The 25561-nt window shown below is 45.4% G+C and carries 23 protein-coding genes; 20 read left to right on the forward strand and 3 right to left on the reverse strand.

Going from position 1 to position 25561, the window contains the following annotated elements:
* Positions 1-3: 3 nt before the first annotated feature.
* Together NZ043_RS18300 and NZ043_RS18305 are read right to left on the reverse strand one after the other, a co-directional pair.
* Positions 4-498, reverse strand: coding sequence for a cation:proton antiporter regulatory subunit (locus NZ043_RS18300; RefSeq protein WP_091032736.1), 495 nt, complete (start codon positions 496-498; stop codon positions 4-6).
* Between the two features lie 294 nt (positions 499-792).
* Positions 793-1197 carry a hypothetical protein gene (locus NZ043_RS18305; RefSeq protein ID WP_091032733.1) on the reverse strand — a complete coding sequence of 135 codons (405 nt, stop codon included), beginning with the start codon at positions 1195-1197 and terminating at the stop codon, positions 793-795.
* Between the two features lie 171 nt (positions 1198-1368).
* On the opposite strand from NZ043_RS18305, the gene NZ043_RS18310 reads away from it, so the two are divergent.
* The 16 genes from NZ043_RS18310 to NZ043_RS18385 all read left to right on the forward strand — a co-directional run bounded on the left by NZ043_RS18310 (position 1369) and on the right by NZ043_RS18385 (position 19740).
* Positions 1369-2322, forward strand: coding sequence for a putative sporulation protein YtxC (locus NZ043_RS18310; protein WP_051447153.1), 954 nt, complete (start codon positions 1369-1371; stop codon positions 2320-2322).
* A 415-nt stretch (positions 2323-2737) separates the two neighbouring features.
* Entirely contained in the window at positions 2738-4675 is a 1938-nt protein-coding gene (gene thrS / locus NZ043_RS18315) for a threonine--tRNA ligase (protein ID WP_339309033.1), read from the forward strand.
* A 175-nt stretch (positions 4676-4850) separates the two neighbouring features.
* A complete protein-coding gene (locus NZ043_RS18320) occupies positions 4851-5642 on the forward strand; it encodes a 3D domain-containing protein (RefSeq protein ID WP_256332303.1) in 792 nt (263 codons plus the stop codon).
* Between the two features lie 111 nt (positions 5643-5753).
* On the forward strand, positions 5754-5969 hold the full coding sequence (locus tag NZ043_RS18325) for a hypothetical protein (protein ID WP_036610057.1): 216 nt from the start codon (positions 5754-5756) through the stop codon (positions 5967-5969).
* A 198-nt stretch (positions 5970-6167) separates the two neighbouring features.
* Positions 6168-7196 (forward strand): cell wall-active antibiotics response protein LiaF, encoded by a 1029-nt coding sequence (gene liaF / locus NZ043_RS18330; RefSeq protein ID WP_133384139.1) that lies wholly within the window; start codon positions 6168-6170, stop codon positions 7194-7196.
* Positions 7197-7199: 3 nt separating this feature from the next.
* Entirely contained in the window at positions 7200-8225 is a 1026-nt protein-coding gene (locus tag NZ043_RS18335; protein WP_036669825.1) for a sensor histidine kinase, read from the forward strand.
* A gap of 18 nt (positions 8226-8243) precedes the next feature.
* Positions 8244-8906, forward strand: a complete 663-nt coding sequence (locus tag NZ043_RS18340) for a response regulator transcription factor (protein ID WP_017689597.1) — start codon at positions 8244-8246, stop codon at positions 8904-8906.
* Between the two features lie 148 nt (positions 8907-9054).
* A complete protein-coding gene (locus NZ043_RS18345) occupies positions 9055-10719 on the forward strand; it encodes a trypsin-like peptidase domain-containing protein (RefSeq protein ID WP_091032719.1) in 1665 nt (554 codons plus the stop codon).
* Between the two features lie 172 nt (positions 10720-10891).
* Positions 10892-11581 (forward strand): response regulator transcription factor, encoded by a 690-nt coding sequence (locus tag NZ043_RS18350; protein ID WP_091014684.1) that lies wholly within the window; start codon positions 10892-10894, stop codon positions 11579-11581.
* Position 11582: 1 nt separating this feature from the next.
* Complete coding sequence (locus NZ043_RS18355; protein ID WP_289391843.1) at positions 11583-13043, forward strand: HAMP domain-containing sensor histidine kinase; 1461 nt, start codon at positions 11583-11585, stop codon at positions 13041-13043.
* Between the two features lie 67 nt (positions 13044-13110).
* Entirely contained in the window at positions 13111-14064 is a 954-nt protein-coding gene (locus NZ043_RS18360; RefSeq protein WP_091032713.1) for a 4-hydroxy-3-methylbut-2-enyl diphosphate reductase, read from the forward strand.
* 292 nt (positions 14065-14356) lie between these two features.
* Positions 14357-15421 (forward strand): 3-deoxy-7-phosphoheptulonate synthase, encoded by a 1065-nt coding sequence (aroF, locus tag NZ043_RS18365; RefSeq protein ID WP_036610039.1) that lies wholly within the window; start codon positions 14357-14359, stop codon positions 15419-15421.
* Between the two features lie 413 nt (positions 15422-15834).
* Positions 15835-17259 carry a type I glutamate--ammonia ligase gene (glnA, locus tag NZ043_RS18370; RefSeq protein WP_074094318.1) on the forward strand — a complete coding sequence of 475 codons (1425 nt, stop codon included), beginning with the start codon at positions 15835-15837 and terminating at the stop codon, positions 17257-17259.
* A 362-nt stretch (positions 17260-17621) separates the two neighbouring features.
* Positions 17622-18710, forward strand: coding sequence for a 3-phosphoserine/phosphohydroxythreonine transaminase (serC, locus tag NZ043_RS18375; protein ID WP_133384141.1), 1089 nt, complete (start codon positions 17622-17624; stop codon positions 18708-18710).
* Between the two features lie 140 nt (positions 18711-18850).
* Positions 18851-19318, forward strand: coding sequence for a tRNA (uridine(34)/cytosine(34)/5-carboxymethylaminomethyluridine(34)-2'-O)-methyltransferase TrmL (trmL, locus tag NZ043_RS18380; protein ID WP_017689589.1), 468 nt, complete (start codon positions 18851-18853; stop codon positions 19316-19318).
* Between the two features lie 167 nt (positions 19319-19485).
* Positions 19486-19740, forward strand: a complete 255-nt coding sequence (locus NZ043_RS18385) for an AbrB/MazE/SpoVT family DNA-binding domain-containing protein (RefSeq protein WP_036610032.1) — start codon at positions 19486-19488, stop codon at positions 19738-19740.
* Between the two features lie 100 nt (positions 19741-19840).
* Here the strand turns inward: NZ043_RS18385 and NZ043_RS18390 are convergent, their stop codons facing one another.
* Complete coding sequence (locus NZ043_RS18390; protein ID WP_289391844.1) at positions 19841-20758, reverse strand: serine hydrolase; 918 nt, start codon at positions 20756-20758, stop codon at positions 19841-19843.
* A gap of 472 nt (positions 20759-21230) precedes the next feature.
* On the opposite strand from NZ043_RS18390, the gene NZ043_RS18395 reads away from it, so the two are divergent.
* Genes NZ043_RS18395 through NZ043_RS18410 form a run of 4 tightly spaced genes read left to right on the forward strand, consistent with a single transcriptional unit; the run spans position 21231 to position 25536 of the window.
* Entirely contained in the window at positions 21231-21995 is a 765-nt protein-coding gene (locus NZ043_RS18395) for an alpha/beta hydrolase family protein (RefSeq protein ID WP_076318319.1), read from the forward strand.
* Between the two features lie 11 nt (positions 21996-22006).
* Positions 22007-22966 carry an ABC transporter permease subunit gene (locus tag NZ043_RS18400; RefSeq protein WP_017689585.1) on the forward strand — a complete coding sequence of 320 codons (960 nt, stop codon included), beginning with the start codon at positions 22007-22009 and terminating at the stop codon, positions 22964-22966.
* An 18-nt stretch (positions 22967-22984) separates the two neighbouring features.
* Positions 22985-23887: a carbohydrate ABC transporter permease gene (locus tag NZ043_RS18405; RefSeq protein WP_289391845.1), complete on the forward strand. Its 903-nt coding sequence runs from the start codon at positions 22985-22987 to the stop codon at positions 23885-23887.
* A gap of 53 nt (positions 23888-23940) precedes the next feature.
* Positions 23941-25536 carry an ABC transporter substrate-binding protein gene (locus NZ043_RS18410; RefSeq protein WP_289391846.1) on the forward strand — a complete coding sequence of 532 codons (1596 nt, stop codon included), beginning with the start codon at positions 23941-23943 and terminating at the stop codon, positions 25534-25536.
* Positions 25537-25561 lie beyond the last annotated feature (25 nt).

The raw sequence follows: 25561 nt of genomic DNA on the forward strand, positions 1-25561 counted from the left end.
TATTTACCCCCTTCCAGTCAGGAGGAGGGATTTAAACAGTTTCTGCTGATTGCGTTCGCCAACGGCTACCACCGTGGATTCTGCACTGATAACTACCTCCGGACCTGGGCTGATATGTTTTTTGTGATTTTTCTCTACAACGGCGATAACCGTTGCCCCAGAGTTTTGACGTACGTCCAATTCACCGATGGATTTGCCGATACATCCGAAGGATGGTTCGATTTTGTACCACTCGATAATCAGGTCGTCAAACGTTACTTCAATATTTTCAAGCTGCTTTGGTTTGTAAGTTAATCCGCCAACAATAGCAGCAATCTGTCGTGCTTCGTAATCGTCAAGTGTGATCATCGAGATGCTTTGATCGGGATCATCATACTCGAAGTGGTACATTTCCCGGCGACCGTCATCGTGAATAATAATGACAATTTTATCACCGCTGCTTGTTTCAATCTGAAATTTTTTGCCGATTCCCGGCAAGTCTGTTTCGCGTACATCCATGGATTGTTGCCTCCTTATAATTAGGGGCTGGCCACAGAAGACAGGCTTATTTCCCGAAAATGATTAATCTGCTGCTCAAAGGAACATCAAAAGATGCGGGTAAACAGAGCCAGAAATTCCTGACACAGCCATATGATTTGAATTTGTCGGTGTGGGTACAACAAAAATAGGTACTGTCATAAACATGGGTTTATCTAACGTGTGCTAAAAGGGTTATAAGTTATGCACAAGCACACCGTCTTTAAATACAGAGGTGTCTCCATGCAAAAGCAACCTGTAAATACGTCGTAACGGCTAGTTAAGAGCGTTCACGTATTTTGGTGCTATAGGGGTGAGGGATACATACATGCTGGTAAACTTAATAGGTAGCAGAAATAATCTGCGTTTAAACAGACAATACCACGGTTTAAAGGACAGACCCGTTGTAGGGATTCGCAGCATCAATAACAATGCGAGGACAAGAAAGACAGGCTTATTATGCGTAACCGCAATCAGCTTGGACATGACTTGTGGGTATTTGCGAATGACAGGTTTCTGCTGGGATTCGGGTATTTGCAACAGCACTTCTTTGTTGGAAGTTGCTTCTACAGACACCCCAACGGCAGATTCGGACTGCATCGGAATAGGGAAGCACAAGGCTTGGAAAACGCACAAAATGATAATGATAGTATAGTGGAGTATTCTAGGTTGTTGTCTCATTTTGGCTTCCCTCCTTTTCCGTGAAACATACTGTTATTAAAATAATAACACATTTTTGTCTTAACTCCAAACCTCTTCATAATATACTGAGAAATCATGACACGCTTTCCATCAATCCGCTTCGTATATCCCTATCGGCCTTGCCATATACTTTGAACAGGAAGGAAAGGAGTGATTCTTGTGGAACTGTTTGCTGTATGGACCGATGTATCAGGGCAAGAGGAAGCGGATCAATTTTATCGTTGTGTCAAGGAGAAAACCAAAGGTTTACATATAAGTAAAAGAGGATTCCGGCTCACCTTCAAACATAATGATGGAAGAGCAACCTGGGTGTGCAGAGGGAATGAGAATCACGAAGACTTCCAGCAATGGCTTCCCCGGATTAGTGATCTGCTCTCCCTTGGACTCGCCGACTTCATTATGGAGACACAAGAACGGAGCATGGTGGAGGATATGATCGCCAAGGCGTGTTCTGTTATGGATGAGCATGAGGTGGAAAAGGTCAATCGAATCTGCATGCCACTTCTATTAAATGGTGATCTGGATCAGCCCGGACTTCGAGAGCGCCGCCGTACTACGTTAGCCAGTGGACTACGGCAGGATCTGGAGGATGTTCACTTTTTTCACCTTGAAGGTATTATCAACTTCCGCATACGGCCATATAAGCAGGAGCTTCAGGAATTAGTGGAGTATGCGCTGGATGAGTTCTGGATGGATCGGCAGTATGAAGAGTTTATGGGGCTGTTAAAATATTTTGTGTTTTTTCAAGAAGCCAAAGTACCTCTGGTTCATCTTGTACACAAGGGAATGCATGAATTTCAGGTCCTGGATGCTGGACTTAATCTGTTACCCGTGCAAAAGGATGAACAGGTCGTTGTGGAAATGCCGGGTCTGGAACTGGAGATGGATATCGAAGATATGATTGTAAGTACACTCATCTCCATCTCTCCTGAGAAGGTCATGCTCCATACACGCACCCCGGATCTGCCAATCATCTCGACCATATGCCAGATCTTTGAAGACAAAGTGCAAATATGTCATCATTGCCCGGAATGCGAAGTGCTGCGCTCAGGATTGTTGACAGGTCTTGACGCAAGTGATCTCGGCAATTATAATAACTGTTGATCCATGAATTTTTCATGTGAACCATTGAACCAAAAGCGTTGACAAAGACAACAACCACACGCAAGATCGGTGCAGAGAGAGGAACCTAGGCTGAAATTTCCTCCGGATATCACGTATGGTTTACCCCTTTGTAGCTGCAATTTTGAAAGTGGAGTTAGAATATCGCCTTTATTGGGGATTATCCGCGAGTAAGGATCTGCCGGGTCATGCCCGTTATCGTCATGCCAATGAGGGCTGTATTTCCGAATATGGATGAATCAGCTGAATTAGGGTGGAACCACGAGTATATATCACTCGTCCCTTTGCCGGGACGGGTGTTTTTTGCGTTCCTTTGCAAAATGACTGGAATAGCAATAGATAATCAGTCCATAAATATCTGGACACGAAGGTTACATTAACAGGAGGAATGAGACAAATGGCAGTGAACATTAAACTACCGGATGGTTCGGTACGTGAGTACGCGGATGGCAGCACCATTGAGGACGTAGCCGCTTCGATTAGCAGCGGATTGCGCAAAAATGCCGTAGCCGGCAAGCTGGATGGTATCGTGGTGGACTTGTCCACAACACTTCATGAGGGAGCATTGGTGGAGATCGTAACTCTGGATTCACCAGAAGGACTTGAAGTGATGCGTCATAGTACAGCTCACTTGATGGCTCAAGCAGTGAAACGTTTATATGGTAACAAAGAGGTACGTCTCGGTATCGGCCCTGTCATCGAAGATGGTTTCTACTATGATATGGACCTCGAACATGCGCTCAATCCTGAAGATCTGCAAAAGATCGAGAAGGAAATGGAACGTATTGTGAACGAGAACTTGCCAATTGTACGTAAGGAAGTTAGCCGCGAGGACGCGATCAAAACGTTCGAAGAAGTAGGCGATCCTTACAAACTTGAGTTGATTCGTGACTTGCCGGAAGACAGTGTAATCACCATTTATGAGCAAGGTGAATTCTTCGACTTGTGTCGTGGTCCTCACGTACCATCGACTAGCAAAATCAAAGTGTTCAAATTGATGAATGTCGCTGGTGCTTACTGGCGTGGAGATAGCAAAAACAAAATGCTTCAACGTATATATGGTACGGCTTTTGTGAAAAAAGCACAGCTGGACGAGCATCTGCACTTCCTTGAAGAAGCTCGCAAACGCGATCACCGCAAGTTGGGTAAAGAGCTGGAAATGTTCACATTCTCCCAACTGGTCGGTCAAGGTCTGCCAATCTGGTTGCCTAACGGTGCGAAGCTGCGCCGCACTCTGGAGCGTTATATTGTGGATCTGGAAGAAAGCCTGGGATACCAACATGTATACACACCGGTTCTGGGTAACGTGGAATTGTACAAAACATCTGGACACTGGGAGCACTACCAGGAAGATATGTTCCCGAAAATGGTTATGGATAATGAGGAACTTGTTCTCCGTCCAATGAACTGTCCTCACCATATGATGGTGTACAAGTCCAGTATGCACAGCTACCGTGATCTGCCAATCCGGATTGCCGAGCTTGGAATGATGCACCGTTATGAAATGTCGGGGGCATTAACAGGTCTGCACCGTGTACGTGCAATGACACTGAATGACTCACACATTTTTGCACGCCCGGATCAGATCAAAGAAGAGTTTGCTCGTGTTATCGAGTTGATTCAAACCGTGTACAAGGATTTCGGTATTAACGAATACCGTTTCCGTCTGTCCTATCGTGATCCGAAGGATACCGAGAAATACTTCCAGAACGACGAGATGTGGGAAATGTCCCAACGCATGCTGCGTGAAGTTGTGGAAGAGCTTGACCTTCCATTCTATGAAGCAGAAGGTGAAGCGGCGTTCTACGGTCCGAAGCTGGATGTTCAGATCAAAACAGCCCTGGGCAAAGAAGAGACATTGTCTACGGTTCAACTGGACTTCCTGTTGCCTGAGCGCTTTGAACTTGAATATGTGGGAGATGACGGACAGAAACATCGTCCGGTCGTTATTCACCGCGGTGTAATTAGTACAATGGAACGTTTCACAGCATTCTTGCTGGAGAACTTTGCAGGAGCTTTCCCGCTGTGGTTGTCTCCGGTTCAGGCAAAAGTAATCCCGGTATCCGGAAACTTCGACGATTATGCGCGTGAAGTGGAAGCAAAGCTGAAACGTGCGGGAATCTCTGCTGAAGCTGATCTGCGGAATGAGAAGCTTGGATATAAAATCCGTGAGGCGCAGCTTGAGAAAATGCCTTATATGTTTGTTGTTGGTGAGAATGAGCGCAATGCAGAAGCAGTATCTGTGCGTAAGCGTGGAGAAGGCGATCTGGGCATGAAACCGGTCGATGAAATTATCGCTCAATTGAAAGAAGAAATTGCAACACGTTTGGTATAAATGAACAAATGATCTATCAGATAACCAGTGCATAAGTTGCGCTGATCACTCTGCATAACGCCTGGATAACATGGGATTGACTATGTTATTCAGGCGTTTTTTCGTAGTGTTTGCAGTAAAAAGTATAGATTAATTGCTTTTTGGAAAACCTTTGCAGTGAGGGGGAGGTTATACAATGAAAAAGCAATTCTCAATTCAAAAGAAACATATACGGGGTTTATTGGTTGGCTGTGTGATATTCGCCGGGATGATGATTAACCTGAATCAGGCGGATGCCTATACATTTGAAGAGGAAAGTACAGTACTGCATGTCGAGAGTCAGAGCAGCAGCAGTGAAGGTCCGATTATTGAAACTTCGAGCAAGTCTTATCAAGAATTTCCAGAACAGGTCAGCCATCAATACAGCGATGAGGCCCAGCTGACCACCATGGTGTATATGGCATTATTGTGGTCACCACAACCAATGGTCATTCCAAGGCCTGAGCTTCCAGAAAAACAAGTGGCGGATCCGTCTATGCCGGTGCTTGCTCCGCGTTCAGAACAAATCCTGGGTACACAAAAGGTTACAGCAACGGGATACACGGCAGGAGTGGAGTCTACAGGAAAAGGGCCTAAACATCCTCAATACGGAATTACGTATTCCGGTGTCAAAGTACGTCGTGATAAAGAAACAGTTTCCACGATTGCAGCTGATCCAAAATTGTTCCCGATGGGTTCCATTCTGTATATTCCGGGTTATGGATACGGTATTGTTGCAGATACTGGTTCGGCGATCAAAGGTAATAAAATCGATCTGTATTTCCCGACAACCAAGCAAGTGTACAAAGAGTGGGGCAAAAAGGATGTGGAGGTACAGGTGATCAGGCAAGGCGCTGGAAAGTGTACAGAAAAGATGCTCAGCGAGTTGGCCGATGCGATCGATGTGTACAAATCTGTACCGGATTCCTGGCTGGACAAGGCCATTTAATTTCACATGTGAACATGAATAACAGAAGTGCTCTCTCCACATAATATTGACTGGGGACGAACCCCGCGGTGCAGCAATGCATCGTAAATATGAAGAGAGAGGTGATTCGTTGTGGCTAAGAAATCACAAGGGTACCAAACGCCAAACGAGAAGTACAATGCAGAGTTTGGAGAAGAGAATGCAGCAGCAAAAGTGAAGCAATCCGCTCAAAACAAAGTACAAGATAATTTCCAAACACCTGATGAAAAATACAATGCCGAGTTCGGTGTAGAAAACACAGGCCAAACTGGCCAAGGTCAAGGCAAAGCATCAAAATACAAAAAATAATTGAAGATTCATTAATCTAATGATGATTCAGCACCCTGGAGCAGCAGCTCCGGGGTGTTTTACATATGCGAAGTTTTTTACATTAATATCCTCTCATCTCAGTCTCGAGACCGAGATGAATTCCATCTGCCGCCGCTGTTCTCATTGTCTTGTCTGAGTTACACTGGATACATAATACAGACAAAGGAGACATGAGCGATGAAACGATCGACGCGTGACCGCTGGTGGGTTGGCATACCTCTTATTGCTATTGGTGCGATGATCTTGTTCAGACAATTGGGATATGACATTGATGTAGGATATATTTTCAGAACATATTGGCCGTTATTTCTAATCTGGTGGGGGGTCAAAGGAATCTCCGAGATTCGTCGAAACGGGGGTTACGCCTTTATTGGACCGGTAATTGTACTGGCGATTGGTGGTTACTTTCTTGCCCGTAACCTGGGATGGATTGATTACTCCATGGGTGAGTTCATCCGTTATCTGATTCCGGTTATGCTGATTGGCGGAGGATTGTTTGTACTGATCGGGCCACGACGTCGTGATCGGAAACATCATGACAAGATGCAGCCACCTCCCGCACCTGAGCAACCCTATAAACCGTTGGCTCCGGAGGATCTGGAGATGCCGTCGTCGTTTGACGAACAATTCGAGAAAACATTTGGCAAACCAAAACAGGAACAGAAGAACGATCCACATGGCCCTCATTTCACAGGATCAACGGATTCATCATCACAAGGGCATCAATATAAGAAGAAACATCAATCGTATAACTCTAACGATACCGGATATGGAGAACATTATGGTGATGGCTACGGAAATGGTTATGGGGATTATGGCAGTGGCAATACCATTAACAAATCGGCGTTCATCGGTGATCTGTACATGGGGCAGGAAGTGTTCTCGTTGAAACCAATGAACATCTCGGCTTTTATCGGAGATACTGTAATTGATTTGACCAAGGCACAGATTCCTTATGGGGAGACGAAGATTGTCATTTCTTCATTTATTGGGGATGTGAAAGTATTTGTACCGGAAGATATGGATTTGGGTGTGACGGTGACGACAAATTCCTTCATTGGAGATATGTCACTGTTGAACCAGAAACGCGGCGGATTCCTGAGTAGTGCCCAAGCTGAAACTGCTCATTACCATGAAGCAAGCAAAAAGGTACGGATTATCGTAAGTGTGTTTATCGGAGACGTCAAAGTGAATAAGGTGGGTTAACGCATGATTCGAACAATTCTCAAGGCCAATAAATGGGAACTGATGATGTATTTTGCGCTAACCGGTCTGATTACGCTGGGCGGCTTCTATCTATTGTATGGAGAGGTGTTGATGGGGGCTGGTCGTCAGCGGGCATGGACCTATGTTGCCGTTGTTGTGCTGGCCACCGTTATCACCGGATATATCGCTGCATTACGGCTTCAGCGTAAGATCGACCTGCTAGATCTCAACATGTTGAAAGTTTCCAAGGGTAATCTGGCGGTGCGAATGCCTGAAGCGGATGACGCTTCGTTTGGTCGTGTCTATCAGGAGTTCAATGTCATGATGGATTCGATTGAGAAAAAAATGAGACTGCTTCAGCGCCTCGGTGAGCAGGAAGTCATTGAGAAGGAGCAAGCCTCGGAGCGGGCTGTGCTTGAAGAGCGCAAACGAATGGCAAGGGACCTCCATGACACGGTTAGCCAGCAGCTGTTTGCCATGCATATGTCGGCTTCGTCCTTACCTCGTCTGCTGGAGATGAATCCTGAACATGGCGGTAAAGTACTGGACCAGTTAATCCAGATGTCACATATTGCACAGCGTCAGATGCGAGGACTGATTGCCCAACTTCGACCGGTGGAGCTGGAAGGGCGTGATCTCACCGCAGCACTGGATAGTTGGTTTCCTGATTATTGCAGGCAGAATGGTCTTAAAGGTGTGAAAGAGCTGGAACTGGATGGCGGAATCTCGGATGCCATTGAGCACCAGCTGTTTCTTGTTATTCAGGAGGCGGTTGCCAATGTTGTGAAGCATGCAGAGGCGGGAGTGGTTAGTCTGTCCATACGGGAGAGTGAACATCAGATCAGCATGAGCATCAGCGATGATGGTCAGGGATTTTTGCAGCAAGCGGAGCGTCCGGGTTCATACGGGTTATCTACCATGCGTGAACGGGCGGAGAAGCTTGGGGGGCAAGTTCAGATTATATCGAAACCGGGAGCGGGAACGACGGTGCGGGTATTGATCCCGAAATTCCCGAACGTTCCTGAGTGAACCAGAGGGGGAGACGGAATGAGTGGTAAAGTAAACGTGATGATTGTGGATGACCATGATATGGTGCGCATGGGGTTGAAAACATATCTAATGCTGGAACCTACTTTTCATGTGATGGGAGAAGCGGGCCACGGGCAGGATGCGCTTGATCAGTTACGTAAGTTAAATGATAGTGAAATGCCGGACCTGATTCTAATGGATCTGATGATGCCGGTAATGAATGGCGCTGAAGCAACAAAAGCCATTATGACTGAATTTCCAGGGATGAAAATTGTGATGCTCACCAGTTTCCTGGAGGATGATCTGGTTGTGCAAGCGATTGAAGCGGGTGCGGTAAGTTATGTACTGAAGACAGTCTCTGCTGAAGAACTGATATATGCTCTTCAAGGGGCCTATAGAGGCATGCCTGTTATGACAGGTGATGTGTCGCAGGCATTAACCCGGGGAATCAGACAACGTACAGCTAGAGAGAGTGAATCGGGTCTGACTGAACGGGAGAAGGAAGTGCTGCTGCTTATTGCAGAGGGAAAGACCAACAAAGATATCGGAGAAGAATTACATATCAGTATCAAAACCGTCAAAACACATGTGAGTAACCTGCTGATGAAATGTGAGATGGACGATCGTACACAATTGGCCATCTATGCGCATCGTCAGGGTTGGGTGAAAACGAAAGGGTAAAATGCTGTCATGACAGGGAAAAGAGTCTATTCTTACGTGCTTTTATCTCCTTTTTAATTGTTTTTAAGGTACGGTTAAGGTTTAAAGTACAAAATAAGGACAGTTAAAGAATATCTCTTGGGAATAAGAGATTGGGAGGTAGAGAGGCATGGACGAACGCAACTATAGATCGAACCGTCAAGACGAGGAAAACGAAACCAAACAAACGGAGAACCGCAATTCTTCCGGAACGGACGAATCCTCCTATTATTATTCTTATGGACCTTTTCAGTCCGTGAATCAGGAAGATACAGCAAATCACATGGGAAGCAATAATCAGCGTGAAGAAGGAAATGTAGAGATTACAAAACCTGATCCGGTGAGACCCGTACCTACTTACTATAATAGTGAATCATCTGAACAAGCGAAAAGATCATCAGGAGGCGGCGGAAACGGCTCAGGTAACGGTGGAGATCAAGGGAATGGCGGCAAAGGCAACTGGAACTATAATAACCGCAAGCCGCGTTCTTCCGTAAGATCACTTCTATTTTCCTTTATTGCCGGTATGCTGGTCATCACCGTTCTCATGTACACAGCTGACAGAACAAACATGTTCACACCGGAGACGGCACTTACGAACACTGACAATCAAAGTTCAGGACAGGAAGCGTCCACAAACACAGGCGGAGGCAACAATGTGACAGCGTCGTTACTGCCAACAGGCAAAGAAGATGTGTCTTCCGTAGTAACAAGTACAAGTCCGGCTGTCGTCAAAATCGAAACACTCGCGAAGCAGTCCTCACGTACAGGATTGGGTCAGGGTGGATCAAATACAAGTGATCCGTTGTACCAATATTTCTTTGGTAATGGCGGCGGAACGGAAGGCAATCAAGGCCAAAGCCAGCAACCACAAAGCAGTAATCAGCTTGTGCCTATGGGCATTGGTTCCGGGTTCATTTTTGACAAAGAAGGATATATCCTGACGAATCAACACGTTGTTCAGGGTGCAGACGTAATCCAGGTAACCCTGGAGAACAACAGTAAACCTTATGAAGCTAAATTGCTGGGAAGCAGCTTTGATCTGGATTTGGCTGTATTGAAAATTGAGAAAAACAGTGGTGACGATGCGTTCCCTGTAGCTCCACTGGGTGATTCCAACAGTACTCAAGTCGGTGAATGGCTTGTAGCTATTGGTAACCCGGAAGGATTTGAACACACGGTTACAGCAGGTGTATTGAGTGCTAAAGAACGTACGATCAGCATTCCAGATGAAGAAACAGGAAAAACACGTGAGTACAGCCATTTGCTGCAAACAGATGCTTCGATTAATCCGGGTAACTCCGGTGGCCCATTGCTTAACCTGAATGGGGAAGTCATCGGAATGAACGTTGCAGTAAGCGCAGATGCACAAGGGATTGGTTTTGCGATCCCGTCGAGCGTCATCTCTGAAGCTGTTAAATATCTTAAAGAGAACAAAGAAGTTCCCAAAGAGCCAGTACCATTTATCGGTGCGTCCCTGATGGCTCTCACGCCTGAAGTTGCTAAACAAATGGGAACAGATGTAACCGAAGGTTCTGTCGTAGCCAGCACGATCTTCCAATCACCGGCTTATCAAGCAGATCTTCGTGCATATGACATCATCACAGGTGCCAACGGTACGCCTTACGCGACAAGTCAAGATCTGATTGATTTCATCAAGAAACAGGAAATCGGCAGTGAAGTGACATTAAACGTGGTGCGTGACGGTAAGAAAATGGATCTGAAAATCAAAATCGGCAACAAAAATGATTTTGATACTTCACAAACAACAGGTACACAACAGCAGCAACCATAAATATCGGGTACGGATTGACAGAACGGAAGGGTTTGAAGGCCCTTCCGTTTTTTTGCCCTGATGGGGTAAGGTTTAATGGACTAATACTGATTGGAGTCCGCCTACTTGAAGATGCAGATTGTGCTTCTGCCTGTTACAATGGGATAAAACGTTAGGATAAAGGAGAAAGACCATGCGCTCAACTATTTTGATTGTGGATGATGACGAAAAAATTGTATCCATGCTCCGCCGGGGGCTGGCTTTTGAAGGATATGAGGTACAGACGGCTTCCAACGGAGCTGAAGGCCTCAGCAAACTGATGGACAAGGAGCCGGACATCGTTGTGCTGGATGTGATGATGCCGCAGATTGACGGATTTGAGGTATGTCGCAGATTGAGAGAAGCAGGCAGTAAAGTGCCTGTGCTGATGCTGACGGCCAAGGATGAAGTGCAGAGCCGCGTGACCGGACTGGACACGGGAGCCGATGACTACCTTGTAAAACCTTTTGCGCTGGAAGAATTATTGGCACGTGTCCGTGCATTGCTGCGCCGCAAGTCTGATAGTGGGGGTACGCCGGACAACCGCTTAATGTATGAAGATATCATTTTGGACAATGACTCACGTGAAGTATTGCGAGATGGGCAGCGTCTGGAGCTGACTGCCAAAGAATTCGAACTGTTGAATCTGTTCATGCAAAATCCAAGACGGGTACTTTCCCGTGATCTGATTATGGATAAAATCTGGGGTTATGATTACAGCGGTGAGTCTAATGTGCTTGAAGTGTACATTGCCATGCTCAGACAGAAGACCGAAGAATACGGTGGCAAGCGTCTAATCCAGACCATCCGGGGAGCCGGCTATATCCTGAGAGGTGACTCCTGATATGTCCATCCGGTTAAGACTAACCGCATGGTATTCTGGCATTTTGGCGGCTGTTCTTATCTTTTGGGGCGTTGTAATCTATGCCTTTGTGTATTTTAACTCCTATCAGGAAGTCGAACAGCAATTGAAGGTGAAGAGTACCCGGATTACGGAGCAGATCGGTGTTAATCCTCTTTCACAGTCGTTGGATCTGGACCCATTTACAGAGAGTCAGCTTCAGGAGGCACAAATCTATATTCAACTCTGGGATTACCAGAGCCGCTCGGGCATAATTTCCGGCAATATGAAGAAATTAGGGATTCAGTTTCCGGTATTAAAAACCAATGAAATTCTTGAAAAGCGTGGCATATCCAAGATCTATGTGGATGGGACACCGTTTCTGGTGAATCAGCTTCCCCTTTCTCTTCAGGGTACCAATGAAGTACGTGGAATTCTTCAGGTTGGTGCGAATGTAAGTTCACAGGAGCGCCTGTTGGAAGCGTTGCTTAATATTTTGGTTTTTGGTTGGCTGGTAGCGATGGCCCTCGCTATTACCTCAGGTCTCGTCTTGGCTCGCAAGTCGATGCGTCCGCTCGTGACTGTCATTGATGCCGCCAATCAGATTCAATCTGGAGATGACTTAAGTGTACGTATTCAATATGCTGGGCCGAAGGATGAGATCGGGCGTCTGATTGAAACGGTGAATAATATGCTTGAACGTACAGAATTGTCATTCCGTGGTTTGGAGGAGACGAATGCTGCCCAGCGCCGCTTTGTATCCGATGCATCGCATGAACTGCGTACGCCGCTGACCACCATTCGCGGGAACGTAGACTTCTTGAAGAAGCTGTGGGATCAGGAGGGAACCGACCGACCGAATCTGGATGAGGAGACTGTCAAACAAATGTCGCTGGAAGCCATTGAAGATATGGCGGACGAGGGAAAACGTATGAGCAGGCTGATCAGCGACATGTTATCGCTGGCGAGAGCGGATACGGGTCAGAAAATTGAACTGAATCCGATCCCGCTGCAGATTCTCGTACAGGAAGTGGCACGCAGAGCACAATTTCTGGATCGTCAGGCAGACTGGCTTCCGGGAGATTTTTCCATCCTTAACGGCATTTATGTGAACGGTAGCAAGGACTATCTGCAACAGATGTTATTTATCTTCATCGAAAATGCATTTAAATACACACCTGAAGGCTCCGTGACGCTGGATGCCGTATTATACAAAGGCCAGGTGGGACTACGCATCAGCGACACCGGTATTGGGATGGATCGGGACGAAGTGCCGTTCATCTTTGATCGCTTCTATCGGGCAGATGAATCCCGCGGGGCTACACCTGGCATAGGTCTGGGACTTTCGATTGCGAAGTGGATTATTGAGGAACACCATGGATCGGTTGAGGTTGTGACCAGACGTGGAGAAGGAACCACCTTTATTATCTGGTTGCCGGTTGTCTTTGCTCCGCCTATCGAATAAAGGTATAATAGACAGGACTGCAATTACATCGGCAACGTTGCCGAGAAAGAAAGCGGGTGGCAACCAAGTGGAAGTACTACGAATTTCGCCGCGGGGATATTGTTACGGCGTTGTGGATGCGATGGTGCTCGCGCGTCAAGCGGCACGCAATCTGGATTTACCACGACCTATTTATATATTGGGTATGATTGTGCATAACCAACATGTGACGGATTCCTTTGAAGATGAAGGTATTATTACATTGGATGGTCCGAACCGGATGGATATTTTGAGCCAAGTGGAGAGTGGCACGATTATTTTCACAGCTCACGGTGTATCTCCTGAAGTGCGCAAGTTGGCACGGGACAAAGGATTGACAACAGTGGATGCAACATGCCCTGATGTCACCAAGACCCATGATCTCATTCGGGAGAAGACAGCAGAAGGTTATCAGATCATCTATATCGGCAAAAAGAATCACCCTGAACCAGAAGGTGCCGTAGGTGTTGCACCAGATCTCGTTCATCTGATCGAGAAGGAAGAAGAGATCGAAGAACTGAACGTATCTCCGGGCAAAATCCTTATTACGAATCAGACAACGATGAGCCAGTGGGATATCAAACACATTATGAGCCGTCTGCTGGAGAAGTTTCCGGGCGCAGAGATTCATAATGAGATTTGCCTCGCAACTCAGGTTCGTCAGGAAGCTGTTGCTGAACAGGCAGGTCAAGCGGACCTGGTTATCGTGGTGGGTGATCCTCGCAGCAATAACTCTAATCGTCTGGCACAAGTGTCGGAGGAGATCGCCGGGGTTACGGCCTACCGTGTATCCGATGTCTCCGAGATTCAGCAAGAATGGCTGAAAGGTGTAAATAAGGTGGCTGTTACTTCGGGTGCATCAACACCAACACCGATTACGAAGGAAGTCATCCTTTATCTGGAGCAGTATGAACATGACAAGCCGGAGACGTGGGAGATCAAACGTACCGTGAACATGAGCAAACTGCTGCCTCCAGTTCGAGAAAAAACACGTACACCATAGGGCGAAAAAAATGTAAAATGTAAGTCTACGTGTATGTGAATTGCAAACGAGTTGTGAATGAGAAGAACCCTGTTACGCAGATCCGAATGTCGGAGCCTGTGGAGCAGGGTTCTTTTTGATATAGGGATAAAGAATGTGTACCTTGACGCAATAGGAGAACTATGTTATATTCACTTTAACGGATAAAAGCTTAAAAGCGAACAAGCGTTTAAGCGCGACAGAGTTTTTATATTTAATCAGACGCACATTAAGAAATGATTGTGCTCTCATACAAGGAAGGATGGGAATTAATATGATCGTTATTGCAGGCAAGGCTACACCGGAGGAACAGATTCAGGATATCGTTGCAGTTATTGAAAAAGAAGGGCTTCAGGTGCATATCTCTCGCGGAGAGGATCGTACTATCATTGGTTTGATTGGAAAAGTTGAACCTAAAATGCAAGAGCATCTTCGCCAAATGAAAGGTGTCGAGAATGTCGTTAAAATCTCGAAGTCCTACAAATTGGCAAGCCGCGACTTCCATCCGGAAGATACGGTGATCTCCATCAAAGGTGTAGATATCGGCGGAAAAGAACTTGTTGTCATGGGCGGACCATGTGCGGTTGAATCCGCTGCCCAGATTGATGAGATTGCCGGGCTTGTGAAAGCTGCTGGTGGGCAAGTGTTACGTGGAGGTGCATTTAAGCCGCGTACGGGTCCTTACAGTTTCCAGGGAACGGGCGTAGAGGGATTGATCATGATGGCGGAAGCAGGCAAGAAACATGATCTGCTGACCATTACAGAAGTCATGACACCTGAGTATGTGGATATTTGCGCCGAGTACGCCGATATTCTGCAAGTAGGTACACGTAACATGCAGAACTTTGATCTGCTCCGCAAATTGGGTGAGTGTGGCAAACCGGTATTGTTGAAACGTGGCTTCAGTGCGACATACGATGAATTGTTGAATGCGGCTGAGTACATTCTTGCGGGTGGTAACCCAAATGTCATGCTGTGTGAGCGTGGTATTCGTACGTTTGAATCCTACACACGGAATACGCTGGATCTGTCAGCGATCCCTGTTCTGCAGTCTCTGAGCCATTTGCCGGTTATTTCTGACCCAAGTCATGGTACTGGACGACGTGAACTAGTGGAGCCGATGACAAAAGCTTCCGTTGCTGCGGGCGCCAATGGACTGATCATTGAAATGCATACCGATCCGGATAACTCCATGACAGGAGATGGTGTGCAGTCCTTGTTCCCTGACCAATTCGCCAACCTGTTGCAGGATCTGGAGAAATTGGCACCAATCGTGGGTAAATCATTCAGCACAGCCAAACAACCGGCAGAATTTTTCCCGGCACGTGTAGGCGTATAATAAGAATTTCATAGTCAAGGTCTGGATCATCATCCGGGCATCTCCTCCGATCTCGTTCATTGCAACGGAATCAGATAGATGCTCGGTTTTTTGCATATTTTGCAGTTTTGAACGTATTTATTAATCAATAGTGATAAGAAACATTTATGATGTGAAGTTTTTTCCATGATTTAGGTTAAAATAGAGGTCGCTTTACCGCATTAAACCAGTTAAATGTATATGAAACTAGTTGTTATATGAATTTATGTTATTTATAAAGTGTGAGTATATCTAACATCCCTTCAAAAAATACCTTACATAAGTATTGACGATGTCATGTTTTAAAATTTATAATGACGACAGAAAAAAATTCGAATTTAGACATTTTCTTAGTGGGGTTGTTTAATGTTCGGAATATTTGGGAGGACGAATACATGTCGGTTGAAAACGTATTGAAATCAATTCAAGAGAACAACATCGAGTGGGTAGATTTTCGTTTTGTAGATTTAGCTGGTCGTGCACATCACATCTCGTTGCCAGCTTCGGCTGTTGATGCAGACACGTTCGTAAATGGAGTAGCTTTTGACGGTTCTTCTATCCAAGGTTTCCGCGGAATTGAAGAGTCCGATATGGTTATGATGCCAGACCCTGAAGCGACTTATGTCGATCCGTTCACTGCACACCCTACATTGAATGTTATGTGTGATATCTTCACTCCGGATGGCGAGCGTTATGAGCGTGACCCACGCAGCATCGCTGTTAAAGCAGAAGCTTATTTGCAAGAGAGCGGTGTAGGTACAGCGGCATTCTTCGCACCTGAATCCGAGTTCTTCATCTTCGACGATGTACGTTATGAGAGCGGCACGAACAGCTCTTCTTACTATGTAGATTCCGAAGAAGCTTCATGGAACACTAACCGCAAAGAAGAAGGCGGAAACCTGGGCTTCAAAGTTCGCACTAAAGGTGGATATGTTCCAGTAGCGCCAGTGGATACACAACAAGATATTCGTAGCGAAATGTGTCGCCTTTTGGAAGAAGCAGGCCTGTCGATTGAGCGTCATCACCATGAAGTGGCGACAGCGGGTCAAGCTGAAATCAACTTCCGTTTTGATACACTGAAGAAAACAGCAGATAACCTGCTTGCATACAAATACATCGTGCACAACACTGCACGTCAATATGGTAAAGTAGCAACATTCATGCCAAAACCATTGTTCGGTGATAATGGTAGCGGAATGCACGTTCACCAATCCATCTTTGATGGCGATTCCCCATTGTTCTATGACAAAGCGGGATATGCTAACCTGAGTGAAATGGCTTTACATTACATCGGAGGTATCTTGTACCATGCTCCGGCACTGATCGCTTTGACTAACCCTAGTACAAACTCATTCAAACGTCTTGTACCTGGTTACGAAGCACCAGTAAACCTGGTTTACTCCAAAGGTAACCGTTCCGCAGCAGTTCGTATTCCGGTTGCAGCTGTGACACCAAAAGGTTGTCGTATCGAGTTCCGTACACCAGACTCCACAGCTAACCCATACTTGGCATTCTCCGCAATGTTGATGGCTGGTCTGGATGGAATCAAACGCAAAATCAACCCAACTGAGCTTGGATATGGTCCTCTCGATAAAAACATCTATGACCTGTCTGATGCAGATAAAGAAAACATCCGCAGTGTGCCAGCTTCCCTCGAAGAAGCACTTGATGCATTGGCAGCTGATAACGAGTTCTTGACTGAAGGCGGCGTATTCACAAAAGAATTCATTGAAAACTACATCAACCTCAAACGTGATGAAGCAAAAGCAGTAGCGATCCGCATTCATCCGCACGAGTACAGCCTCTACTTCGACTGCTAATCGGTCGGGGTCGGAACAGTTCTTGTTCCAACTTAAAGCCTCCGGGACACGTTCTCGGAGGCTTTTCCTTGAATTAAACAATGTAGTGCTTTAACTTTGCAGGGTGATAAAGGAATTTGATGACCTGAATTCAACACTTCAGTGCATATTGCCCTTGAAGCAGATAGAGAATACTGATATCATAGCGATAATATTCACTTTGAGTGCATTTTGCACAAATCCATAGAGCGACTTTCAATAAGTAAGATATAGATCAAAATGATTCAATTTGTCTATATCTTATACCCGTGAGCGATTCTAATCGAATTGTGCAAAATGCTGTTTGTATGTCAGAGTTACGGATGGAAAGGGCGGGGGATTTTGTGACAAAAAGAGCGTATAACTTTAATGCAGGACCTGCGGCGTTACCACTTGAGGTACTGGAGCGTGCACAGGCGGAATTTGTAGATTTTCGTAATACAGGCATGTCGATTATGGAGATGTCCCACCGTGGAGCGGTGTACGAGTCTGTACATAATGAAGCTCAGGAGCGGTTGTTGTCGCTTCTAGGCAATCCAAAAGGATACAAGGTTCTCTTTCTGCAGGGCGGTGCAAGCACTCAGTTCGCGATGTTGCCAATGAACCTGCTAGGTGCAGGGCAGACTGCAAGTTACGTGATGACTGGCAGCTGGGCCAAAAAGGCTCTGTCTGAGGCGAAATTGATTGGCGAGACACATGTTGCTGCATCTTCAGAAGCAGAGAAGTTCATGAAATTGCCGGATGTTTCGAATCTGAGTTTGCCAGAACGTACGGCTTATGTACATCTGACTTCCAACGAAACGATCGAAGGTACGCAATTCAAGTCGTTCCCGGATACCGGTTCAGTACCTCTGATTGCGGACATGTCGAGTGATATTTTCTGTAAACCATTTGATCTTAATCAGTTTGGCATGATCTACGCGGGTGCACAGAAGAACCTGGGTCCATCCGGAATTACGGTTGTGATTGCTCGTGAGGAACTGGTGAGTGAATCACCTAAATCGATCCCAACCATGCTTCGTTACAGCACACATGTAGATAATAACTCCCTGTACAATACGCCGCCATCCTTCTCGGTATATATGGTGAATGAAGTATTGAAATGGATTGAAGAACAGGGCGGATTGGCTGGTATTGAGCAAAAAAACACGAAAAAAGCCGAATTGCTCTATAACACAATTGATGCTTCCGGCGATTTCTACCGTGGTTGTGTGGAACCAGAAGATCGTTCCCTGATGAATGTAACCTTCCGTCTTGCTTCTGAGGAACTGGAGAAGAAGTTTATCAAGGCATCGGAGGAAGAAGGATTCGTAGGTCTGAAAGGACATCGCAGTGTGGGTGGTCTCCGTGCCTCCATTTACAATGCTGCTCCTTATGAGAGTGTTAAGGCACTGACAGACTTCATGAGCCACTTCCAGAAGACAAATGGATAATTAAAGTATAGGTATGGTGTCATGGACCTTCGTGTCTAATCCTGTGCCTTACCAGAGCCTTCCACATTGACGTGTGGAGGGCTTTTCTTTAAGATTAGAGGGTTGTCGTCAACATGAAATGAAAAGGAGATTGAACACATATGGCTTTACACATCGTTCTGGTTGAACCAGAAATTCCGGCGAACACAGGAAATATTTCGCGTACTTGTGCGGCAACCGGTACCCATCTGCATCTCGTGCGTCCACTTGGATTTCGAACAGATGATGCTACATTGAAACGGGCAGGGCTGGACTACTGGCATGCCGTTCATATTGAATACCACGACTCATTTGCAGAGGTTCAGGAAAAATATCCGGAAGGTCGCTTCTTCTACGCAACTACGAAGGCAAAGAACCGATACAGTGACTTTAATTTTCAGGATGGGGATTTCCTCGTTTTTGGTAAAGAGACTAAAGGCCTGCCACCTGAATTAATTGCTGCGAATCCCGATACATGCATGAAAATGCCAATGACTGGTGACGTTAGATCATTAAATCTGTCCAATTCGGCAGCAATTATTGTATATGAAGCGTTGCGCCAGCTCAATTTCCCAGGGTTAGAAGGATAAATTCAGGTTATAAATGACGGCTAGAATTCGGTAAAAAAACATTTTTCAAAAAAAAGGACAAAAAATGTTTATTTCCAGCAGGATTCGACAAAATGTTGGCGAATCTATAAACATAGTACAAATGTACCTAGAAATTTAGAGTAAGATAGGAGAGGTGTGCCGTAGCTATGAAGCCAGCTGGAGTAGTTCGCAAAGTTGACCAATTAGGTAGGATCGTATTGCCTAAATCTTTGCGTAAAAGGTATCAAATGAATGAGGGAGATCCTGTAGAAATCTTAGTACAAGGGGACCATATTATCTTGGAGAGATATCGTCCAAAATGTATTTTCTGCGGATCCATCGAGGAAGTCAACGAGTTCAAAGAGCGTTACATATGCGCACAATGTTTAGATGAAATGACTCAGCTTCCACAACACGGATAAGAAGTAACGCCATGGGGTTTATTAACCCCGTGGCGTTTTTTTTGTTTTCAGTATCCAGTGCATGGTTCAGTTCCATATGAATAAAAGAAGAGTATGAAATCTAAGGTTGAATACATATAGGTAAAACCTCACTCCATACGGCATTCAGGATGCCTTGCATATTTTCTTCCTCACTATTAATACATATGACAGCTTCCTTTGAGGGAATTACGATACACAATTGACCATAGGCTCCATCCGCGCGATAAGCGCCATGAGAACACATCCAGAACTGATAGCCGTAACCTTTTCCCCAATCACCGTCTCCAGTCGTTTCGATTTGCTGGGACGTAGCCTGTCGAATCCAATCCGCAGGTACAAGCTGTCTGCCTTCCCAAAAGCCCTCCTGCAACAGTAACTGTCCAAATCGACTCAGTTCCTCATTGCTTATCCAAAGACCTGCACAGCCAAGTGTTACCCCCAATGGAGAGGTTTCCCACTCTACATCATGAATGCCAAGTGGATCAAATAACCGTGGAGTCAGGTAATCTTTCACGGTTTGGCCTGTAGCAGCCTGTAGCATGGCTGAGATCATAAATGTATCCCCACTGCTATATGTAAATTGTTCTCCAGGTAGCCGGTCCAGAGGCAGCGACATGTAATATTTCGCCCAGTCCTTTTCGGTCAATGAAGCTCGTTCATCAGCCCAAAGAGGGGGAGAGTCATGGCCCGAAGACATTCGGAGAAGATCACGCAGTTTCAATTCCTGCGGCGATGGAAGATTGCGCTGTGCAGTTGGTACATGATCATAAGAGAAATAATCACCAAGTGTCGCATCCAGATGTAACAGACCTTCTTCAAGCGCAAGACCAACGGCCATACACGTGAAGGATTTACTGATGGAATGTTGTACCCTGCGCTGATCCTTATCCCGGTCCCAATGGGCAAGCAGATGCCCTTTTTGTAATATGCGAATGGAAAAAACGTTCAATTTTTGCTCAGTAATCGTATGAATGAAACCTTTGAGTTGCTCAGACATATTAACCTCCCTAATATCAGGTGAAACCTGAGTAAAATCGGTTGGTGAAACGTTTCCGTAATTCGAATGCAAAATCAGAACTCATGTTAGTATAAACCTGGTTTGGTGTCAATTAAAGTTGTAATAGCACTTACTAAATTTTCATTTTTTCGTAATAATAGTGTCTTTCGATGCAAATTTAGACTTAAAAAAGCATTTTTTCGAGAAAAAAACGCGAAATTTGTAAAAAGGTTATTGACAGGATTTACTCATCGGGCTTATGATTTATTCGAAACGATTCGAAGAAATCGCTTCCACATTAAAAGTGTTGTAATGAAGTCCATGTGAATCAACGTTGGCTATGTTTTGAAACGATTCGAGAAAATCGTTTCGATAACCCATCGTAATACAAGGGAATCTACAACAGCCTGCAATCCAACGCCAGAGAAACGAATGAGTAAAGACAGCAGGCGATGATGAGAGGGGTTACATTATGGCACATATAACGATCGAAACTGGATCGCCAACTTTATGCATGAACACCAGCATACATGTTGTGTCCAGTGACTCCGGAGAGACTTCAGGCGGTACACTATATCTGTTGCACGGGGCAGGCGATAATGCGAGTACCTGGCAGCGGTTAACTACAATTGAGATGTATGCAGCCCAATATGGCTGTACCATCATTATGCCGGAAGCGAATCGAAGCTACTACACCGATATGGAATACGGCCTGAATTACTTCCACTACATCACGCAGGAGTTACCTGAAATATGCAAGCGTCTGCTCAATCTGAATCCTGATCCGGAGAAAACATACGTCGCCGGTTTATCCATGGGTGGATATGGTGCACTGAAATGTGGACTAACTTATCCAGAGCGATATCGCAAAGTAGTGTCTCTATCCGGCGTAACGGATATCCAGACACGACTTCATGATCCCCATATGCCAGCGACCATGATCAAGGAAATGAAAGCGGTTTTTGGAGAACGTTTACAGGTGAAAGCCGATCAGGATATTTACGCACTGTCGGCCAAGTTGCTGGAACAGGGTGTTCCTTTACCGGATATCCTCAGTTGCTGTGGCGATAGTGACCCCTTCGTAGAGATGAATCGCGACTATGCGAAATACATGCAGGGGACTGCCTTTGATTTTCGGTATGTGGAGACGCCGGGGGCTCATGAATGGAGATTTTGGGAGCACCACCTGAGAACGATGTTTGATTTTCTGTACAACGACAAGACCATAGTAGAGTGAGGAGATGCAATGTGAAACCTGCAGCCGAAGGACCTAGCAAAAAGCTGAAGGGAAACGTGAAGGGCAATTCGCTCTGGACTGAAATCTGGAAGCACCGAATGACATACACCCTGCTTATTCCGGGGCTTGTCTGGCTAATCCTGTTTGCCTACATGCCGATGGGTGGCCTGTCTCTGGCATTCAAAGATTACAAAGCCAACCTGGGCATCTGGGGAAGTCCATGGAGCGGATTCGAGAACTTCAAATATGTTTTCCGTGATCCAACCTTTATCGACGCAGTATGGCGTACGCTGTACATCAATATTCTGAAACTGATTATTCAGTTCCCATTCCCGATCATTCTGGCGCTGTTGTTGAATGAATTGCGGATGCGAAGAGGGAAAAAATTGTTCCAAACCGTTCTTACGTTTCCGCACTTCCTGTCCTGGATCATCGTATCCGGGGTAGTCATCAATGTGCTGGCATATGACGGACTGGTAAACAGCGCGCTCGGATTACTCGGATTGCCAACGATTAACTTCCTGGGGTCTGAATCCAACTTTGTACCAATGTTGCTGTTGACTGATATTTGGAAATCAAGTGGATGGGGCGCGATTATATTCTTGGCTGCCATTTCCGGTATTGATCAGGATCAGTATGAATCAGCACAGATTGACGGGGCTTCCCGTATGCAACAGATGTTCAAAATTACTTTACCTAACATCCTTCCAACCATCACAATTATGTTTATTCTGTCGGTTGGTGGATTGATGTCTTCCGGGTTTGACCAGATCTTCAACTTGGCAAATGCCGCTACCAAAAATGTATCGGAAGTACTCGATGTATATATCTATCGGATTACGTTCCAGTCATCTACCGATTTCTCATTCTCGACAGCGGTCAGCTTGTTCCGTTCCCTGGTGAATATGGCCTTGCTGCTTCTTGCTGACAGATTTGCCAAGTGGCTTGGCGGAGACGGTTTGTTCCGATAAGAGAGGAGGAAAAATGAGATGAGCAAGAAAGCTAACAAAAAACCGAGAATTGGTACAGAAAAAATGACACTTCTCGATTACATTATCTTTGCCGTATTACTAGTGCTTGCCCTGATGATCCTGATTCCGTTCTGGAATGTCATCATGATCTCGTTTGCAACACAAAAAGAATATGCTGACAATCCATTTTTGATGTTCCCTAAAGAATGGACATTGGATTCCTACAAGGCATTGTTCGCTGACGGAACGATTCTGTCGGGGTACAAAAATACAATTATTTTGCTAGTCATCGGCTTGCCACTCAGCTTGTTCCTGACAACAAGCATGGCATATGGCCTTAGTCGCAACAAATTTCCGTTTAAGAAATTTATATTTTTCCTGGTACTGTTCACCATGATCTTTAATGGTGGTATCGTACCGCTGTACCTGATCATGAAATCACTTCATCTTACTGGTACGCTGTGGTCTGTTATCCTGGCGGGAAGCTTTAGTGCTTTTAACATGATTCTGATGATGAACTACTTCTACACCTTGCCTGAATCGCTGATGGAATCGGCGAGACTGGATGGAGCCGGAGAGTGGAGAATTTTGTTCTCTGTTGTTCTTCCGCTGGCTACACCAATTATGGCTACAATCACGTTGTTCTACGGTGTAGCTTACTGGAACAGTTGGTATGATGCGATGATATTCCTTCGAAAAGCGGATCAGTTACCGCTCCAGAATGTACTCCGAAATATTATCGTGACATCTACGACGAATGCATCCAATGCATCCAGTGTGGATGCTGCCCAGGCAAGCAACTTCTCAATGGGCATGAAGATGGCAGCCGTATTTGTCACCATGGTACCAATTATGTGTTTCTTCCCAATGCTGCAAAAACACTTTGCCAAAGGGGTATTAACAGGGGCAATCAAGACCTGATTATACGTATAGGATTTTGCAATAAAATTCTACTAAAAACATGGGGGTAAAACATGAAAACGAACAAAAAGTTGTCAGTACGAGCTCTCTTTGCCATCACGCTTAGTGTAGTTATGCTGATGGTGACCGCTTGTTCCAGCCAAGGAGCTTCAGGTGGTAACGAAAAAGATGCAGAGGGAAATTACAAAGACAACCTGACCATCTCTGTAGCTAACCTGACAGAAATCAAAAACGGGAACCTGGATAATGACTTCCACAAGTTCTGGACAGACAAATTCAATGTAACTTGGGACTACAACTATATCGATTGGGATTCATGGGGCGAGAAGCTTCGTCTGTGGATCAACTCTGGCGACTTGCCGGATGTAGCGGTATGGAACTACGTACATGGCGATGCCATTAACAGTATTGAACAAGGTTTGTTCTACAAATTCCCGGATGACTGGAAAGAACGCTGGCCTAACGTGGCAGCAGCTTACAATTTGACGGGTCTTGGAGACAAATTGGAAGAATTGACGGGTGGAACATATGTCCTGCCTAGACCAATCTATTTCGAGAACAAACCGGCTGACCCACTGACGAACCAAATTGGTGTCATTGCGCTTCGTAAAGACTGGGCTGAAGCGGTTGGTTTTGAACTGAAAGATGCTTATACAACAACCGAATTGAACGAATATGCTGCGCTAGTGAAAGAAAAAGATCCAGGCAAAGTGGGTAACAAACTTGTACCTCTGTCCTACAATGCGGCAGATGCCATGACAAACATGATTATGCCTAACAGTGTGCATGCCATGACTGACTCTCCGTTCTACAAAGGTGAAGATGGCCAATTCCACTGGGGACCAGCAGATCCTGAAACGCTGACAGGACTTAAATTGATGCAAAAAGCCTATAAAGATGGACTGCTCAATCCTGAGTTCTACACATGGAAAAACAATGAAGGTCAAAACAACTTCAAAGTAACAGGTACAGCTGCTGTAACAAGTCTGGGCGGACTGGCTTCGTACAGACAAGGTCTGGATTCCGATATGAAAAAAAATCTGGGTGTAGATAGTGATGAACTGGTACACACAGCAATCGTAGTAGGCGATGACGGTAAATACCGTAACATGGAGCAAGCCAACTTCTGGTCGGCATTGATCTTCAATCCGGACATCAGTGACGAGAAATTCGAACGGATCATGGATCTGATCGATTACTCCGCAACAAAAGAAGGACAGTTGCTCATCAACATGGGCTTTGAAGGAACCGATTGGAAATATGATGAAAACAACGAACTTGTTAGCTTGTTGCCAGAAGGAACGGTATTGGAAGATAAATACCCAGCACGTTTCGAAGGTCTGTACCTGCTCGGTGACGACTTCAGTGTTGTAAACCCTGCAATCAAAAAAGATTACCGTGATAGAGCCGTGAAATTGTTCGAAGAAAAAGCAAAACTTGGTACAGAAGGCAAATCGCTTGCACCATACGATTGGGATGTCAACCTGTACGATTCCAAAGCTAAGAGTCAGGCTTCATTCGACTACCAGAACGAATATGCCAACTTGATCCTCAAAAACGGAGATCTAGAGGCGAACTGGAAAGAATGGGTAAACAGTAAAATGTCCCTGGTTCAACCTTATCTGGATGAGCTAAACGATAAATTCTAGTAATCATTCAGTAATTCATTTTGAA

Source organism: Paenibacillus sp. FSL k6-2145, from assembly GCF_037976585.1.
GTDB lineage: Bacteria > Bacillota > Bacilli > Paenibacillales > Paenibacillaceae > Paenibacillus.

Bases quoted from the DNA above. Each gene is read 5' to 3' on its own strand.
- NZ043_RS18335 (WP_036669825.1), top strand. From the start codon at position 7,200: ATGATTCGAACAATTCTCAAGGCCAATAAATGGGAACTGATGATGTAT.
- NZ043_RS18340 (WP_017689597.1), top strand. From the start codon at position 8,244: ATGAGTGGTAAAGTAAACGTGATGATTGTGGATGACCATGATATGGTG.
- NZ043_RS18300 (WP_091032736.1), bottom strand. From the start codon at position 498: ATGGATGTACGCGAAACAGACTTGCCGGGAATCGGCAAAAAATTTCAG.
- NZ043_RS18405 (WP_289391845.1), top strand. From the start codon at position 22,985: ATGAGCAAGAAAGCTAACAAAAAACCGAGAATTGGTACAGAAAAAATG.
- NZ043_RS18385 (WP_036610032.1), top strand. From the start codon at position 19,486: ATGAAGCCAGCTGGAGTAGTTCGCAAAGTTGACCAATTAGGTAGGATC.
- NZ043_RS18410 (WP_289391846.1), top strand. From the start codon at position 23,941: ATGAAAACGAACAAAAAGTTGTCAGTACGAGCTCTCTTTGCCATCACG.
- NZ043_RS18320 (WP_256332303.1), top strand. From the start codon at position 4,851: ATGAAAAAGCAATTCTCAATTCAAAAGAAACATATACGGGGTTTATTG.
- NZ043_RS18350 (WP_091014684.1), top strand. From the start codon at position 10,892: ATGCGCTCAACTATTTTGATTGTGGATGATGACGAAAAAATTGTATCC.
- glnA (WP_074094318.1), top strand. From the start codon at position 15,835: ATGTCGGTTGAAAACGTATTGAAATCAATTCAAGAGAACAACATCGAG.
- liaF (WP_133384139.1), top strand. From the start codon at position 6,168: ATGAAACGATCGACGCGTGACCGCTGGTGGGTTGGCATACCTCTTATT.
- NZ043_RS18305 (WP_091032733.1), bottom strand. From the start codon at position 1,197: ATGAGACAACAACCTAGAATACTCCACTATACTATCATTATCATTTTG.
- thrS (WP_339309033.1), top strand. From the start codon at position 2,738: ATGGCAGTGAACATTAAACTACCGGATGGTTCGGTACGTGAGTACGCG.
- trmL (WP_017689589.1), top strand. From the start codon at position 18,851: ATGGCTTTACACATCGTTCTGGTTGAACCAGAAATTCCGGCGAACACA.
- NZ043_RS18395 (WP_076318319.1), top strand. From the start codon at position 21,231: ATGGCACATATAACGATCGAAACTGGATCGCCAACTTTATGCATGAAC.
- NZ043_RS18355 (WP_289391843.1), top strand. From the start codon at position 11,583: ATGTCCATCCGGTTAAGACTAACCGCATGGTATTCTGGCATTTTGGCG.
- NZ043_RS18345 (WP_091032719.1), top strand. From the start codon at position 9,055: ATGGACGAACGCAACTATAGATCGAACCGTCAAGACGAGGAAAACGAA.
- NZ043_RS18390 (WP_289391844.1), bottom strand. From the start codon at position 20,758: ATGTCTGAGCAACTCAAAGGTTTCATTCATACGATTACTGAGCAAAAA.
- aroF (WP_036610039.1), top strand. From the start codon at position 14,357: ATGATCGTTATTGCAGGCAAGGCTACACCGGAGGAACAGATTCAGGAT.